Source organism: Spectribacter acetivorans (assembly GCF_031846305.1).
In the GTDB taxonomy this organism is placed as follows: domain Bacteria; phylum Pseudomonadota; class Gammaproteobacteria; order Nevskiales; family Salinisphaeraceae; genus Spectribacter; species Spectribacter acetivorans.
In genome coordinates this window covers 182,960-197,699 of sequence record NZ_JAVRHY010000002.1, presented here as the reverse complement: position 1 = coordinate 197,699, position 14,740 = coordinate 182,960, and the positions used below count along the sequence as shown (strand labels likewise).

The following is a 14,740-nucleotide window of genomic DNA, read 5'->3' as shown; positions in this document are numbered from 1 at the left end:
GCTAGCCGGTGACCGGCAGCCCGCCGGCTATGATCGAAGTGGTCAGGCGGGAAACGCACATCAGCTTGTCCTGATCATTCCAGAGCCGCGTCTCCCAGACGTGCAGATTCCGTCCGAGCTTGATCGGCCTGGCCTCCGCGGTGACGTGGCCGCGGGTGGCGGAGCGCATGTGACTGGCATTGATTTCGACACCCACGCAGTACTCGCGCTCGCTGTCCAGACACAGCGACGTGCCCACGCTGCCCATGGATTCGGACACCACGCAGGAGGCGCCGCCATGCCACAGTCCGTAGGCTTGGCGCCAGTCGTCCGTAACCGGGATCCGGGCCCGCAGGTAATCGTCGCCGATTTCGGTATAGACCATGCCCATGCGGCCGGTCATGTCGCGGCTGGCATAGCCGTTGAGCAGGTCGAGGTCGGGGGAACCGTGCCAGATGGCCATCGTGTCTCCTTGTTGGCGGCAGGCAACCGGGCCGACGGCTGATCGCCGGCGCCGCAGAGCGCGAGAGTTTACCGGGCACGACGGATTGCTTCAGCACCCCACCCCGGGACTCTGGCGGGTCAGCCCGCAATCGGTCATGATCGCGCGCGTCTTCCCGCCAGCCTGAACACGCATGCAGACCATCGCTCTGGGGCCGCTGTCCATTCCGCTCGATCGCCTGTTGCTGATGCTGGGCTTTGCTGGCGCGCTTGTCGTCGGGCGCCTGCTTTCCTCGAGCCGGCAATCCCCTTCTGCCAACGATCGCCTCTGGCTGCTCCTGATCGCCGGCGTGATCGGCGCGCGGGTGGGGTTCGTCGCCCGACACTGGTCGCTGTACGCATCCCGTCCCCTGGAAATCCTCTACATCTGGGACGGCGGCTTCTGGTGGCCGGGCGCGGCAACGGTCGTGATCGCCCTGGTGGCGGTTTATCTGATCCGCGAGCCGGGAAACCGGCGGGCGCTGGCCTCGGCGTTACTGGCCGGTGGACTGATCTGGCTGGGCGGTACCGGGTTGACCGCCTGGCTGACACCCCGGGCCGCCATGTTGCCGCCCGTCGAAATGCAACAGTTGAACGGCAGTACTGTGGTGCTGACCGATATCACGCCGGGACCACGGGTGATCAACCTCTGGGCCACCTGGTGCGGTCCCTGCCGACGGGAAATGCCGGTACTGGAGGCGGCCGCGAATCGGCATCACGATATCGCCTTCGTGTTCGCCAACCAGCGCGAGTCTGCTGCCACGGTGCAGGCGTATCTGGAGGCGCAATCGCTGGACCTGGACAACGTAGTGCTGGATGCGAGCGGCCGACTTGGCCAGGCCCTTGGCAGCGGCATGCTTCCCACCACCCTGTTCGTGGACCGTGCCGGGCGCATCGTCGACTGGCATCTCGGCGAACTGACCACCGTCACCCTGGCAGCCGGCGTCGAGCAACTACACCGAACAGCAACGCCCGAGCGGGGCACGCCAACCAACTGAGTGGCCGGACGCTGGATTGCAAGACACAGTAAATGGTGGTCCGCCCGAGACTCGACCGATCCGGTTGGACCCGAATCGGGATGTCGCGAAGCGACATCCGGAGGGCGGCGTGCAGGAAGCACGCCGTCAACTCGGAACCGGGAGCGATCAACCGCCAATGGCTGACCGTGAGGCGCGTTGAATGGTGGGCCGCCCGAGACTCGACCGATTCGGTTAGACCCGGATCGGGATGTCGCGAAGCGACACCCGGAGGGCGGCGTGCAGGAACGCACGCCGTCAACTCGGAACCGGGAGCGGTCAACCGCCAATGGCTGACCGTGAGGCGCGTTGAATGGTGGGCCGCCCGAGACTCGAACTCGGAACCAACGGGTTAAAAGCCCGGTGCTCTACCATTGAGCTAACGGCCCGCGCGGAAAGCGCGCAATGATACCCGAAAACGCTTACTTGGCCAGGGTGTCGTGGCGGGGAATCAGCCAGCGTCCGCCGCGTAGCGGGTGGCATCGCTCACGCCGGCCTCCGCAAACCCCTGCCGACGCAGCCGGCAGGCGTCACAACGACCGCAGGCCTGCCCATCGGCATCCGCCTGGTAGCAGGTCACGGTCGCCGCATAGTCGACCCCCAACGCGCTTCCCTGACGGATGATCTCCGCCTTGGTCAGGGCGATCAGCGGCGCCTGGATGCGCACGGTATGCCCCTGTTCAGTGGCCGCGCTGGTTGCCAGCGCAGCCAGCCGCTCGAACTGCTCGATAAAGGCCGGACGGCAATCGGGATAGCCGGAATAGTCCACCGCGTTGACACCGATGAAGATGTGCCGGGCATCCAGCACCTCCGCCCAGGCCAGCGCGATCGACAACATGACGGTGTTGCGCGCCGGCACGTAGGTTACCGGTACGCCGGTACCCGGCTGTTCCGGCACGTCGATGCCCGCGTCGGTGAGGGCGGATCCACCCATGCCGGCCAGATCGACCCGGACGACCCGATGCTGTGCCGCGCCCAGGCTGACGGCCAGTCTTGCGGCCGCCTGCATTTCCGCCTGATGTCGCTGGCCGTAGTCGACGGTCAGGGCATGGCAGACCAGTCCCTGCGCACGCGCCATGGCCAGACAAGTGGCGGAATCCAGGCCGCCGGAAAGCAGCACCACGGCATGCTCGTCATCCCGATTCACGCGCTATCGCCCCGGCTGATCGCCCCAGAGCTGCTTGTGCAGCTGCAACTGCAGCCTTACCGGCAGGCGTTCGCCGAGTATCCAGTCCGCCAGGGCGGACGGTTCCACCTGTCCGTGGCTGGGGGAGAACCATACCGGGCAACGATCCCAGAGGCCGTGTTCCCGGCAGACCGCCGCCGCCCAGTCGAAATCGGCCCGGTCACAGATGACGAACTTTAGTTGGTCCTCGGTGGTCAGCGCGGCCAGGTTGTCCCAGCGGTTGCGCTGGCACTCGCCGGACCCGGGTGTCTTGAGATCGACGATGCGCGAGGCACGGGTATCGATCGGCCGGATATCCAGCGCACCGCTGGTTTCGACCGCCACCCGGTACCCGGCATCGCAGAGGCGGCGGACCAGCGCGGCGCAGGCCGGCTGGGCCAACGGTTCGCCGCCGGTCACGCAGACGTGTTGTACGCCGTGGGTCGCGACCTCGGCGAGGATGTCGTCCATACCCCAGCGCTGCCCGCCGTGAAAGGCATAGGCCGTGTCACAGTAATCACAGCGCAGCGGGCAGCCGGTGAGCCGCACGAACACGGTGGGTGCGCCGGCCGCCCGCGCCTCGCCCTGAAGCGAATAGAAGATTTCCGTGATACGCAGCGTATCCACGTCGCGCCGATTGACCCGGTCGGTCGGACGACGTTCGGCAACCGGGGCATCCGACATCAGCTACCCATGGCGTCGAGGTGCTTGCGTGCCAACTCGGCGGCATTGTCATCCGGATATTCCTGGATCACCTGCTGCAGCGCCTCCCGTGCCTGCTGCGACTTGCCCTGTTCGTCGTAGATCACGCCGAGCTTGTACTGGGCACCGGGCACCTTGTTGCTGTCCGGAAACCGCTTGATCACTCGCTGAAACGCGGCAATGGCACCCTCATAGATGCGATCCACGTAGCGGGCCTCACCCAGCCAGTACCAGGCATTGTCGCTGAACTCGCTGTTCGGGTAGTCGCTGACAAAGCGGTCAAACTTTGACCGCGCCTGCTCGTAATCTCCCGCCTTGAGCAGATCCAGCGCCGCGGTGTAGGCGGCTTCCGCCGCCTCGCCATCGACTTCGCCCTGATCGCTACCCGAGCCGGCACCATTTTCCGGCACGGTGACAAAGCCGCCACCCGAGGCGCCGGCCCCGCCCTGCTCCAGCGCCTGAAGACGGGCATCAAGATCTTCATAGAGATCCCGCTGCCGCTGCTCGTTACGCTTAATCAGATTGCGGACTTCGTCGATCTCGCCCCGCAGCGAGCGCACATCTTCCTTCACGCTCTGCAGGTCCTGCAGCAGCGAGAACATGCCCCCGCTGCTGCCGCCGCCATTATCGCCGGTCTCGTTGGCCGCCACCTGGATGCCCTCGCCGGCACCCAGACGAGCTACCCGCTGTTCCAGCTGCTCGAGACGGTCCACGTCCGGCAGACGCGCCTCGATCGACTGCAGCCGCAGCTTGGTGGCCGTATCAATATCGGCCTGAGCCACACCGACAATGCCGATCAGGATCACTGCCCCGACCCGACCGAGTTGTGCTGCCATCAACATGATCAGCGCGCCACGTAGATCAGTTCAACCCGACGATTCTTGGCGTAGGCGGCTTCGGTAGACCCCAGCTCCGCCGGCCGCTCCTCGCCGAATGACAGGGTGGAAAGCTGGTCCGAACCGGCACCGGCCAGCGACAGCGCCCGCTCCACCGATTCGGCGCGCCGCTCACCCAGGGCCACGTTGTACTCGCGGGTGGCACGTTCGTCGGTATGGCCTTCCAGTCGAAGCTGAACGTCCGGGTGATCCGCCAGGTAGCCCGCGTGAGCCTGGATCGCATCGCGGAAGCGCGACTGAATGGTGCTGCTGTCGTATTCGAAGTAGATCGTGCGGGTGGACAGGGGGTTGTCCGGATCGACGAACATGGCCCGATCCTTCTCGTCGATGCCGAGCAGGCCGCGTTCGTTGATCTCGCGGGTTTCGACACTGCCGTCCCCCTGACCCGTGGAAACGCCTTCGCTGGTATCGTCGGGATCGCCGGGCGGCGGATTGTCCGCACAGGCGGCCAGGAACAGGCCCGATACCAGAACCAGGGCCATGCCGCGCCAGCTGGCGTGGCGACGTGAAAACCGATTGACCATCCTAATCTCCTTGGATTGTCGTGATAGGGAAAATTCGAGTATCCAGTCCGCCTCGTACCAGCAAATCAGTATCCGGCCGGCGACCAGGCCGGCTCGCGCACATCGCCCGGCTGACGCAGGCGATTGCGTATGCGTCCGTCAACCGACACGGTTGCCAGTTCAGCGCTGTTGCCCTGCTGACGCGCATAAATGATCACCTGACCATTGGGTGCGAAGCTGGCGCCTTCATCCAGGGGGCCATCGCTGACTACGCGGACATTATTGGTTTCGAGGTCCAGAACCGCAATCCGGTACCCGTTACCGCCCTGCACCATGACGATTTTCTCGCCATCCGGTGAGTAGGACGGGCGCTGGTTGCTCTCACCATCGAAGGTCAGCCGTTCGGCGTTGCCGCCGCCGCTGCGCACCCGGTAAACCTGGGGCTTGCCGCCGCGATCGGAAGTGAACACGATGTGGCTGCCATCCGGCGACCATGACGGCTCGGTATCGATCGCGCCGTTGCGCGTGATCTGGCGAACCTGCTCGTCGGCCAGGTCGTAGGTGTAGATGTCCGGGTTGCCGCGGTAGGACAGCGTCATCGCCAGCTTGTTGCCGTTGGGTGACCAGGCCGGGGCGCCATTGATCCCGGGCCGCGATGACACTTCCTTGACCTCGCCGGTCCCCAGATCCTGGATTCTCAGACTGGACCGTCCGCGCTGCAGGTCGAAGGCCACGTAGGCCAGCTTGGTGCCGGCCGGATGCCAGGCCGGCGACAGGATCGGCTCGCGCGACCGCGCGATGGTCTGCGGGTTGTGGCCGTCATAGTCCGCCACCACCAGCCGATACGTGGGCCCGTTGTTCTCCTGTGCCACCGCCACGTAGGCGATCCGCGACAGAAAGTACCCCTTGTTGCCGGTGAACTGCTCGTAGATGCGGTTGGCCACGGCATGGGCGGCGTCACGCAGGCCGCCTTCGCTGGCGCTGATCTCGTAGCCGCCGATCGAGCGCCCCTTGTATACATCAATGATATCGAAGCTGACCCGGTAGCCGCCGCGGCCGTCCGGCGACACCCGGCCGACGACCACGTTGTCGACTTCCACCGATCGCCAGTTGGCGTAATCCACCTCGCGCACGCTACCCGGCGTTTCCAGCATGGCGTCGCGGGCCAGCGGCTCGAACAACCCCGAGCGCTCGAGGTCGGCGTCCACCACTTCGGCAATATCGGTATCGCCGGTCACGCTGGCATCACGGGCAAACGGCACGATGGCAATCGGCTGGGCCCCGCTTACGCCCTGCGTGATTTCCACTTCCAGGGCCGCCTGCGCCGGCATTGCCGCCAGCAGCATCAAGGCCGGGATCACCGTCAGCCGGGACCATGCGACGAGTCGTTCAATCATCAAGTGCCTCGTTGGTTAATCCGGTTCGAAATTGAAGATTATTTCCCGCTGGAACACCTCGCGGCTGGGCGGGCGCGGCAGGGGGTCGGATTTGGCAATGGCCTGTTCTACCGACAAGTCTACGGCATCGCTGCCACAGGACCCCAGCAACTCGTAACCCGCAATCTGGCCACCCGGCAGTTGTTCCACCCGCACCCGGCAACTGATGTCTTCGACACCGGCAGGCCGCCGCCAGTTGCTTTCGACGTGATTCTTGATCAGCGAGGCGTATTCGTCGACGGCCGCCTGATTCGCGGCCCGCTGACGCGCGCTGGACTCCTCGGCGAGTGCATCCTGCACCGACTGACGCCGCGCGGCGGCTTCTGCCTCGCGCCGGCGACGGGCTTCCGCTTCGGCCTTGCGTTTTGCCTCGGCCTCGGCTTCCGCCTTGCGCCGCGCCTCTTCCTCGGCCTTGCGCTTGGCCTCCGCCTCGGCCTTCCGACGGGCTTCTTCCTCCGCCTTTCGTCGGGCTTCAGCTTCGGCCTTCCGTTCGGCTTCCGCTTCCGCCTTGCGCCTGGCTTCGGCTTCTGCCTGCCGTTCTGCCTCCTCCTCTGCCTTGCGTTTGGCTTCGGCCTCGGCTTTTCGTTCGGCCTCTGCCTCGGCCTTGCGTCGGGCTTCTTCCTCGGCTTTGCGCTTCGCCTCGGCACGGCGTTCCGCTTCGGCTTCGGCCTCTGCCTTCCGGCGCGCTTCTTCCTGCGCCTGGCGCTCGGCTTCGGCCTGCGCTTTGGCCTCTTCCTCTGCGCGCGCCTCGGCTTCCTGTTGCTTCGCTTCTGCCTCGGCGTCTTGCTGTGGCGTTTCCGGCTCGGGTTCGGGCGGTGGTTCGTCGGTCAGCGGCGCGCTCTCGCGCGGAGGTGGGCTTCCGGCGCCGGTGACCATCACCGCCTCCACCACCTCGGGCTGCTCCGATCCGCCCTGCACGATGCCACCGAAGTGAATGCTGAATACAAGCAGCAGGATCAGAAGCAGATGCAGTCCCACAGCCCAGAGAATCGGACCGCGGTTGTCACGCCAGAGATGCCGGAGTTCAGCCACGCTCGTCGCCGTCTTCGGCATGATCGGTCATCAGACCCACCCGGCCGGCGCCGGCCCGCTGCAGCAGCACCATGCCACGCACCACCTCGCCGTAGCGGCCCTCGGTATCACCGCGCACCGCCACCGGCACGTCCGGGCGCTGCTCGATCACCCGTGCCGCCAGTTCCTCCACCCGATCGGCGGATATCGGCTGATCGGGGTTGTCGCCGATGTTCAGGTACAGCTCGCCGTTGGATTTGACCGTCAGAATCAGCGGCTCGTTTTCCTCGCTGATATCCATCGGTTCGGCCGGTGCTTGCGGGAGATTCACCTGCACGCCGGTGGTCAGCAACGGTGCGGTGACCATGAAGATGATCAGCAGCACGAGCATGACGTCGATGTACGGTACGACGTTGATATCGCTGGCCAGGCGCCGCTTAGATGCCATGAGAGCGTCTCCGTGGTCCAGGCTGACCCGCCATCACTTGTCGGACTGGGCGGGCGTGGCGTGCATGCCGCGCTCGACGATGCCGGCGAACTCCTCCATGAAGGTCTGGAAACGGCTTTCCAGCCCGTCCACCCGATTGGTGAAGAAGTTGTAGGCAATCACTGCCGGAATCGCCGCGAACAGGCCCATGGCGGTGGCGATCAGGGCCTCGGCAATACCGGGCGCCACCATGCTCAGGGTGGCCTGCTTGACGTTACCCAGGGCGATGAAGGCGTTCATGATGCCCCACACGGTGCCGAACAGACCGATATAGGGGCTGGTCGACCCGACCGTGGCCAGCAGTGCCAGGCCGTTTTCCAGCCGTTCGACCTGCCGCGCCAGCGACACGCGCATGGCCCGTTGTACCGACGTCAGGATCTCATCGGACCTGCCCCGACCGTCGGCCCGCTGCCGGCGCAGCTCCTCGAACCCGGCACGGAACAGCGCTTCCAGGCCGATGTGGGTGTCGCCCCGCTCCATCACCTCGCGGTAGATGTCGTTGAGATTGCCGCCGGACCAGAAACGGTCCTCGAACCACTCAACTTCCGTGTGGGTGGCGCCGATCACGCGGCGTTTCTTCAAAATCACCACCCACGAAGCCACGGAAGCCAGAAGCAGTCCGAGCATGACCAGCTTCACCAGCATGCTGGCTTCGGCGATCAGGCCCCAGAGGGAAAGATCGGTTGCGACGTTCATTCAGTCTCCTTGTGCGTCGGCGACGATGACCGACGGTACCGCCCGCGGCCGGAACCCATGCGCATCGACGCAGGCGACCCGGAATTGCCCACTGGCCACGTGTTCCCGTTCGCGGCGCAGGGTCTGCTCGAAACTCAGGCTGGCGCGGCGCACCTCGCTGATCACGACATCGGCGATCAGCATATCGTCCAGGCGTGCCGGACGCCGAAACGCCAACGTTGCGGAAACGACCGTGAATACGACGCCGAGTTCCGCGGCCAGGCTTGCCTGATCGTAGCCCAGTGCCCGCAGCCATTCGGTCCGGGCACGCTCGAAATAGCGCAGATAGTTGGCGTGATAGACCACGCCGCTGGCATCCGTGTCCTCATAGTAGACGCGAATCGGCCACTCGAAGCAGCGCGGTCCGCCGGCATTGCCGGCTGCGTCAGCCTTGGTTTGACCCATCGTTCCGGATGGCTCCGATCAACAACCGGCATTATTTTAAACCATTTCAGACACGGAGAGTTACCCGTTACTGCTTATCCTCGTTGTCAGGAGTCTCGGCAGCAAACAGATCCCCCACCGGCAGGCTCTCGAACCGGGCCGGGGTCGGCAGGCCGAAATGCTGATAGGCCTGGCGGGTGGCCACCCGGCCCCGCGGCGTGCGCATCATGAAGCCCTGCTGAATCAGATAAGGCTCGAGCACATCCTCGATGGTTTCCCGCGCCTCGCCGATGGCGGCGGCCAGGCTTTCCACCCCGGTGGGCCCGCCCTCGAATTTTTCCAGCAGCGACATCAGCAGCTTGCGATCCATTACGTCGAAGCCGAAGGCGTCCACGTCGAGCATATCCATGGCCGCACTGGCCACCGGGCCGTCAATGTGGCCGTCCGCCCGGACCTCCGCATAGTCACGTACCCGGCGCAGCAGGCGGTTGGCCACGCGTGGCGTGCCCCGCGAGCGGCGGGCGATTTCCCGGGCGCCGTCCGCGTCGATGCCGACCGCCATGATGCGGGCTGACCGTTCCACGATGGACCGCAGGTCGGCCTCGTTGTAGAACTCCAGCCGCTGGACGATGCCGAAGCGATCCCGCAATGGCGAGGTCAGCGAGCCGGCCCGGGTAGTGGCGCCAACCAGCGTGAACGGCGGCAATTCCAGTTTGATCGAGCGGGCGGCGGGCCCTTCGCCGATGACGATATCCAGCTGGTAGTCTTCCAGCGCCGGATAGAGCACTTCCTCGACCACCGGTGACAACCGGTGGATTTCGTCAACGAACAGCACGTCGTTGGGCTCGAGATTGGTCAACAGCGCCGCCAGATCGCCCGGCCGCTCCAGCACTGGTCCGGAGGTCTGGCGCAGGTTGACGTTCATTTCGGTGGCGATGACGTGGGCCAACGTGGTCTTGCCCAGACCCGGCGGGCCGAAGATGAGCACGTGATCCAATGCCTCGCCCCGGCGACGGGCCGCGGTGACGAAGATCTCCAGCTGTTCGCGTACCGGCGCCTGACCGACGTACTCGGATAGCCGGCGCGGCCGCAGGGCACGGTCGACCTCATCATCCGGCTCGGCGTCGCCGGCAATCACCCGCTGTTCACTCATCTCAGCGTACCGCCCGCTTGAGGGCCTGACGGATCAGTTCCTCGCTGGACTGGCCCGCGGTATCGCAGTCACGCAGCAGCCGGGTCGCTTCGGCCGGTTTGTAGCCCAGTGAGGTCAGCGCGTGATGGGCTTCGGCGGCCGGGTCGTCGGGCACGCCGCCGCTGGGCGGGCCGCCCATCGGCATACCGGTGGCGCCGGCACTGCCCAGACGGTCGCGCATGTCCACCATCAGCCGGGCCGCGGTCTTCTTGCCCACGCCGGGCAGCCCGGTCAGGCGATCGGCATCGCCTTCCTGGATCGTGGCCACGAAATCGTCCGGGCTGATGCCCGACAGAATGGTCAGTGCCAGCCGTGGCCCCACCCCGCTGACCTTGATCAGTTCACGGAACAGACTGCGCTCGGCCTCGTGCGCGAAGCCGAACAGGCTGAAGGCGTCCTCCCGGACCACCAGGTGCGTGCGCAGCACCACGGGCTCCCCCACGGCCGGCAGCTTGTAGAAGGTGGACATCGGCGCTTCGACTTCATAGCCGACGCCGCCCACATCCAGCACCAACCATGGCGGGCGCTTTTCCAGCAGCCGGCCTTCGAGCCGCCCGATCACGAGGCGCGGGCCCGGGCCGGACGCCGTTCGGCGGTCTGGCGGTGGTGCAGATGACAGATCGCGACGGCCAGCGCATCGGCGGCGTCCGCCTGCAGCGGCTCGCGCACGCCCAGCAGCATGCCCACCATGTGCGCCACCTGACGCTTGTCGGCCGCGCCGCGTCCAACCAGCGCCTGTTTGACCTTCGCGGGGGTATATTCCGCCACCGGCAGGCCGACCGCCGCGCCGGCGCAGATCGCAGCGCCACGAGCCTGACCCAGTTTCAGGGCACTGGCGGCGTTACGGCTGACGAACACATCCTCGATCGCCATCTCGGCCGGGTCATGCGTCTTAATCACCGCGCCCACCTCGGCGAAGATGCGCGCCAGCCGTTCGGGAAACGGTTCGCCGTCGGGCTGCCGGATGCAGCCATGTGCCACCAGCACCGGTCGACCGGCGTCCCCGTCGATCAGACCGTAGCCGGTCACGCGCGAACCCGGGTCGATGCCCAGAATGCGGCTCATGGGATTCAGCTCGCCGCCAGCACGTCTTCCGGGAGTTCCACGTTCGAGTAGACGTTCTGGACGTCGTCCAGGTCCTCGAGCATGTCCAGCAGTTTGAGACAGGTCTCGGCGTCCGCCCCTTCCAGTTCGGTGGTGGTGGCCGGCCGCATGGTCACGTCGGCCGCGCTGGGTTCGTGGCCGGCGGCCTCGAGGGCGTCGCGCACCTGCCGGTAGTCGTCGGGGGCGGCCAGCACATCGAACGACCCGTCATCATATTCGGCGATATCCTCGGCACCCGCTTCCAGCGCCACGGCCAGCACCGGCTCGTCGTCGACTTCCGGCCCGTAGCTGATCACGCCCGCGCGAGAGAACAGATAGGCCACCGACCCATCGGCGCCCAGATTGCCCCCGTGCTTGGAGAAGGCGTGGCGCACTTCGGCCACGGTGCGGTTCTTGTTGTCGGTGAGGCAGTCCACCATGATTGCCACACCGCTGGGGCCATAACCTTCGTAGCGGACTTCCTCGTAGTGGGCGCCATCGGCATCACCGGTTGCGCGCTTGATAGCGCGCTCGATGTTGTCCTTGGGCATATTGTTGGACAACGCCTTGTCGATGGCCAGGCGCAGCCGGGGATTGGCATCCGGGTCCCCGCCGCCGGTGCGCGCGGAGACGCTGATTTCACGAATCAGCTTGGTGAATATCTTGCCCCGCTTCTTGTCCTGAGCACCCTTGCGGTACTGGATATTCGCCCATTTGCTGTGGCCGGCCATGGTTGCAGGAAGTCGGATGCGAAGTGATCCGGTAATTTTACCGGAAAGGGCCGAGACCGGGCGATAAGTTTCAGGTTCCGGGTCAGGCGCCTCGGGTGCCCGTCCAGACTTGCAACCCGAAGCCCGTTACTTGCGCTTTTTCGGCGCGAAGTGAATCGGCCGGCCGTCGACGGCCAGCGCCGCCTCGTGGACGTTCTCGCCCAGCGTCGGGTGACCGTGAATGATGCGGGCGATGTCCTCGCTGGAAGCCTGGAATTCCATCGCCACCACGATTTCCTGGATCAGTTCGGACACATAGGGCCCGATCATGTGCGCGCCCAGGATCCGGTCGGTGTTGGCATCGGCAATCAGCTTGACCTGTCCGGTTTCCTGGCCCAGCGCCTTGGCCCGGCCGTTGGCGGCGAACGGGATCGCGCCCACCCGGTAGTCGATGCCCTCGGACTTGGCCTGGGCCTCGGTCTTGCCGACCCAGGCGATTTCCGGCGAGGTGTAGACCACGCAGGGCACGGTCTCGTAATTCACGTGAGGCTTCTGGCCGGCGAGAATCTCGGCCACCGCGCTACCCTCTTCCATCCCCTTGTGCGCCAGCATGGGGCCGCCGATCACGTCGCCCACGGCGTATACCCCGGGCAGGCTGGTGCGGAAATCACCGTCCACCGACACGAAGCCCTTGTCATCGAGTTCCACCTGGGCGTCACCGCCCAGCAGACCATCGGTGCAGGGGCGGCGGCCAACGGCCACGATCAGGCGGTCGAACACCTCTTCCTTTTCGTCACCGTCCACGCTGTAGCGCACGGTCACGTTGCCGGACTTGCCTGTCTTGGCCTTGGCCGACACCACCCGGGCGCCCATGCGAATGTCCATGCCCTGCTTGCCGAACTGGCGCAGGGCCTCACGGGCGATCTGGGTGTCGGCAATGGGCATGAAGCTTTCCTGGGCTTCCAGGATCACGGTTTCGGCCCCAAGGCGCGACCACACGCTGCCCAGTTCCACCCCGATATAGCCGGCGCCGATGATGCCCAGGCGCTTGGGTACATCCGCCAGCGTCAACGCACCGCGCGAATCCAGAATCCGCTCCCCGTCGAACGGGGCGATATCCAGTGCCACCGGCTCCGAACCACTGGCGATGATGATGTTGTCGGCCTCGAGCGTTTTCTTGCGGGCGTTCTTGCCCACGGGCTGGAACTCGACCTTGCCGGCGTCGGCCACGCTGCCGCTGCCCTGCAGCCATTCCACGCCATTGGCCTTGAACAGGCCGGCAATACCGCCGGTAAGCTGGGAGACGATCTTCTCGCGCCGCTTCTGCATGCGGCCGATGTCCATCGACACGTCCTTGACGTCCAGACCGTGCTCGGCGAAGTCGTGCTGCGCCCGGTGGTAGAGCTCCGAGGATTCCAGCAACGCCTTGGAAGGGATGCAGCCCGCGTTCAGGCAGGTGCCCCCGAGCGACGGCTCGTCCTGATCGTCCAGCCAGCGATCGATGCAGCCGACCTGCATGCCCAGCTGGGCGGCACGGATGGCGGCCACATAGCCGGCCGGGCCGGCGCCGATGACGATGACATCGTACTTGTTGCTCATAAGCAGTTCCTGTGGGCGCGGGCCGCGCGGTGCGGCAGCCGGCGCGGAATTCCTGAAACCGTTCTAGATCTGTAGCAGCAGGCGGGCCGGATCCTCGATCAGCTCCTTGATGGTGCGCAGGAACAGCACGGCGTCGCGCCCGTCGATGATGCGGTGATCGTAGGACAGCGCCAGATACATCATCGGCCGCACGCGGATTTCACCGTCGACCACCATCGGCCGGTCGTTGACCGCATGCATGCCCAGAATCGCGCTCTGCGGCGGATTGAGGATGGGCGTGGACAGCATGGAGCCGAACACGCCGCCATTGGTGATGGTGAAGGTGCCGCCGGACAGTTCGTCCATGGTGATCTTGCTTTCCTGGGCACGCTTGCCGAGGCTGCGGATATTCGACTCGATCTCGGCATAGCTGAGCTGATCGGCATCACGCAGGATCGGCACCAGCAGACCACGCGGCGAGGACACCGCGATGCCCACGTCGTAATAGCCGTGGTAGACGATGTCGTCGGCGTCGATCGAGGCGTTGACCACCGGGAAACGCTTGAGGGCTTCCACCGCCGCCTTGACGAAGAACGACATGAAGCCCAGCCGGACGTCGTGATCCTTCTCGAATTTTTCCTTGTAGCGGTCCCGCACGTCAGTGACCGCCTGCATGTCCACCTCGTTGAAGGTGGTCAGCATGGCGGTGCTCTGGGTGGCCTCGAGCAGACGCTCGGCGATGCGGGCCCGGATGCGGGTCATGGGCACGCGCTGCTCCAGCCGTTCGCCCGCGCCGGCCTTGAGCGCTGCCTGATCCGCCTTGTCGGCGCTGGCCGGTGCCTTGTCCGTGTCGGCGGCGGGCTTCTCGGCTTGCGGCTTCGACCTGGCGGGCGCCGGCGCTTCCGACTTGCCGTCCACCGCGGAAAGCACATCCGCCTTGGTGATGCGACCGTCCTTGCCACTGCCCTTGACGTCGCCGGCCCCGAGGCCGTGCTCATCCATCAGCTTGCGGGCGGCCGGGCTCTGGATGGGCTGATCATCCCCGTCGTCGTCTGCCACCTCATCGGCATCGCCGCTTGAGGCCGGTTCGGCGGCGCCGGCGCTCGCGCCGTCATCGCTGCCCCCGGCCGAACTGCCCTCTCCTTCCTCGACAATCGCCAGCACGTCGCCGGCGTGAACCGTCTGGCCCGCTTCAACACGGATTTCCTTGATCGTCCCGGCGGCAGTGGCCGGCACCTCCAGCATGACCTTGTCGGTTTCCAGGTCCACCACGTTCTGGTCGCGGTCGACGCTGTCGCCGGCGGCGACATGCCATTCACCGACGGTTGCTTCCGAAACGGATTCCGGCAGTTCCGGAACCTTGATCTCCATGCTCATGAGGCG

The 14,740-nt window shown here is 65.8% G+C and carries 17 protein-coding genes and 1 tRNA gene; 1 reads left to right on the top strand and 17 read right to left on the bottom strand.

From position 1 onward, the window contains the following. Position 1 precedes the first annotated feature (1 nt). A complete protein-coding gene (locus RM531_RS02955; RefSeq protein ID WP_311657185.1) occupies positions 2-442 on the bottom strand; it encodes a PaaI family thioesterase in 441 nt (146 codons plus the stop codon). A gap of 172 nt (positions 443-614) precedes the next feature. Here RM531_RS02955 and RM531_RS02950 point away from each other — a divergent pair, with 172 nt between their 5' ends. Further along, complete coding sequence (locus RM531_RS02950) at positions 615-1,457, top strand: prolipoprotein diacylglyceryl transferase family protein (RefSeq protein WP_311657183.1); 843 nt, start codon at positions 615-617, stop codon at positions 1,455-1,457. Positions 1,458-1,789: 332 nt separating this feature from the next. Here the strand turns inward: RM531_RS02950 and RM531_RS02945 are convergent. The 16 genes from RM531_RS02945 to odhB form a co-directional block, all read right to left on the bottom strand. After that, positions 1,790-1,864 (bottom strand) — tRNA-Lys (locus RM531_RS02945). Positions 1,865-1,926: 62 nt separating this feature from the next. Continuing rightward, complete coding sequence (gene queC, locus RM531_RS02940; protein ID WP_311657182.1) at positions 1,927-2,622, bottom strand: 7-cyano-7-deazaguanine synthase QueC; 696 nt, start codon at positions 2,620-2,622, stop codon at positions 1,927-1,929. A 3-nt stretch (positions 2,623-2,625) separates the two neighbouring features. Then, positions 2,626-3,324: a 7-carboxy-7-deazaguanine synthase QueE gene (gene queE / locus RM531_RS02935; RefSeq protein ID WP_311657180.1), complete on the bottom strand. Its 699-nt coding sequence runs from the start codon at positions 3,322-3,324 to the stop codon at positions 2,626-2,628. After that, complete coding sequence (gene ybgF, locus RM531_RS02930) at positions 3,324-4,178, bottom strand: tol-pal system protein YbgF (protein ID WP_311657179.1); 855 nt, start codon at positions 4,176-4,178, stop codon at positions 3,324-3,326. Before ybgF ends, queE begins: the two co-directional genes overlap by 1 nt. A gap of 8 nt (positions 4,179-4,186) precedes the next feature. Next, positions 4,187-4,762: a peptidoglycan-associated lipoprotein Pal gene (pal, locus tag RM531_RS02925; protein ID WP_311657177.1), complete on the bottom strand. Its 576-nt coding sequence runs from the start codon at positions 4,760-4,762 to the stop codon at positions 4,187-4,189. Positions 4,763-4,827: 65 nt separating this feature from the next. Beyond that, positions 4,828-6,138, bottom strand: a complete 1,311-nt coding sequence (tolB, locus tag RM531_RS02920) for a Tol-Pal system beta propeller repeat protein TolB (RefSeq protein WP_311657175.1) — start codon at positions 6,136-6,138, stop codon at positions 4,828-4,830. A 15-nt stretch (positions 6,139-6,153) separates the two neighbouring features. Continuing rightward, positions 6,154-7,230 (bottom strand): cell envelope integrity protein TolA, encoded by a 1,077-nt coding sequence (gene tolA / locus RM531_RS02915; protein ID WP_311657173.1) that lies wholly within the window; start codon positions 7,228-7,230, stop codon positions 6,154-6,156. After that, on the bottom strand, positions 7,202-7,636 hold the full coding sequence (gene tolR / locus RM531_RS02910; RefSeq protein ID WP_311657172.1) for a protein TolR: 435 nt from the start codon (positions 7,634-7,636) through the stop codon (positions 7,202-7,204). The genes tolA and tolR overlap by 29 nt, the downstream gene beginning before the upstream one ends. A 33-nt stretch (positions 7,637-7,669) precedes the next feature. After that, positions 7,670-8,371: a protein TolQ gene (tolQ, locus tag RM531_RS02905; RefSeq protein ID WP_311657171.1), complete on the bottom strand. Its 702-nt coding sequence runs from the start codon at positions 8,369-8,371 to the stop codon at positions 7,670-7,672. Then, positions 8,372-8,815, bottom strand: coding sequence for a tol-pal system-associated acyl-CoA thioesterase (gene ybgC, locus RM531_RS02900; protein ID WP_311657168.1), 444 nt, complete (start codon positions 8,813-8,815; stop codon positions 8,372-8,374). It lies immediately after the preceding gene. Between the two features lie 67 nt (positions 8,816-8,882). Beyond that, a complete protein-coding gene (gene ruvB / locus RM531_RS02895; RefSeq protein ID WP_311657166.1) occupies positions 8,883-9,947 on the bottom strand; it encodes a Holliday junction branch migration DNA helicase RuvB in 1,065 nt (354 codons plus the stop codon). 1 nt (position 9,948) lies between these two features. Next, positions 9,949-10,548, bottom strand: a complete 600-nt coding sequence (gene ruvA / locus RM531_RS02890; protein WP_311657165.1) for a Holliday junction branch migration protein RuvA — start codon at positions 10,546-10,548, stop codon at positions 9,949-9,951. Next, positions 10,545-11,051, bottom strand: a complete 507-nt coding sequence (ruvC, locus tag RM531_RS02885) for a crossover junction endodeoxyribonuclease RuvC (protein WP_311657163.1) — start codon at positions 11,049-11,051, stop codon at positions 10,545-10,547. Before ruvC ends, ruvA begins: the two co-directional genes overlap by 4 nt. 5 nt (positions 11,052-11,056) lie before the next feature. Next, positions 11,057-11,800 (bottom strand): YebC/PmpR family DNA-binding transcriptional regulator, encoded by a 744-nt coding sequence (locus tag RM531_RS02880; RefSeq protein ID WP_311657162.1) that lies wholly within the window; start codon positions 11,798-11,800, stop codon positions 11,057-11,059. A 126-nt stretch (positions 11,801-11,926) separates the two neighbouring features. After that, positions 11,927-13,378 (bottom strand): dihydrolipoyl dehydrogenase, encoded by a 1,452-nt coding sequence (gene lpdA / locus RM531_RS02875; RefSeq protein ID WP_311657161.1) that lies wholly within the window; start codon positions 13,376-13,378, stop codon positions 11,927-11,929. Between the two features lie 63 nt (positions 13,379-13,441). Then, on the bottom strand, positions 13,442-14,734 hold the full coding sequence (gene odhB / locus RM531_RS02870) for a 2-oxoglutarate dehydrogenase complex dihydrolipoyllysine-residue succinyltransferase (protein WP_311657160.1): 1,293 nt from the start codon (positions 14,732-14,734) through the stop codon (positions 13,442-13,444). Positions 14,735-14,740: the final 6 nt, after the last annotated feature.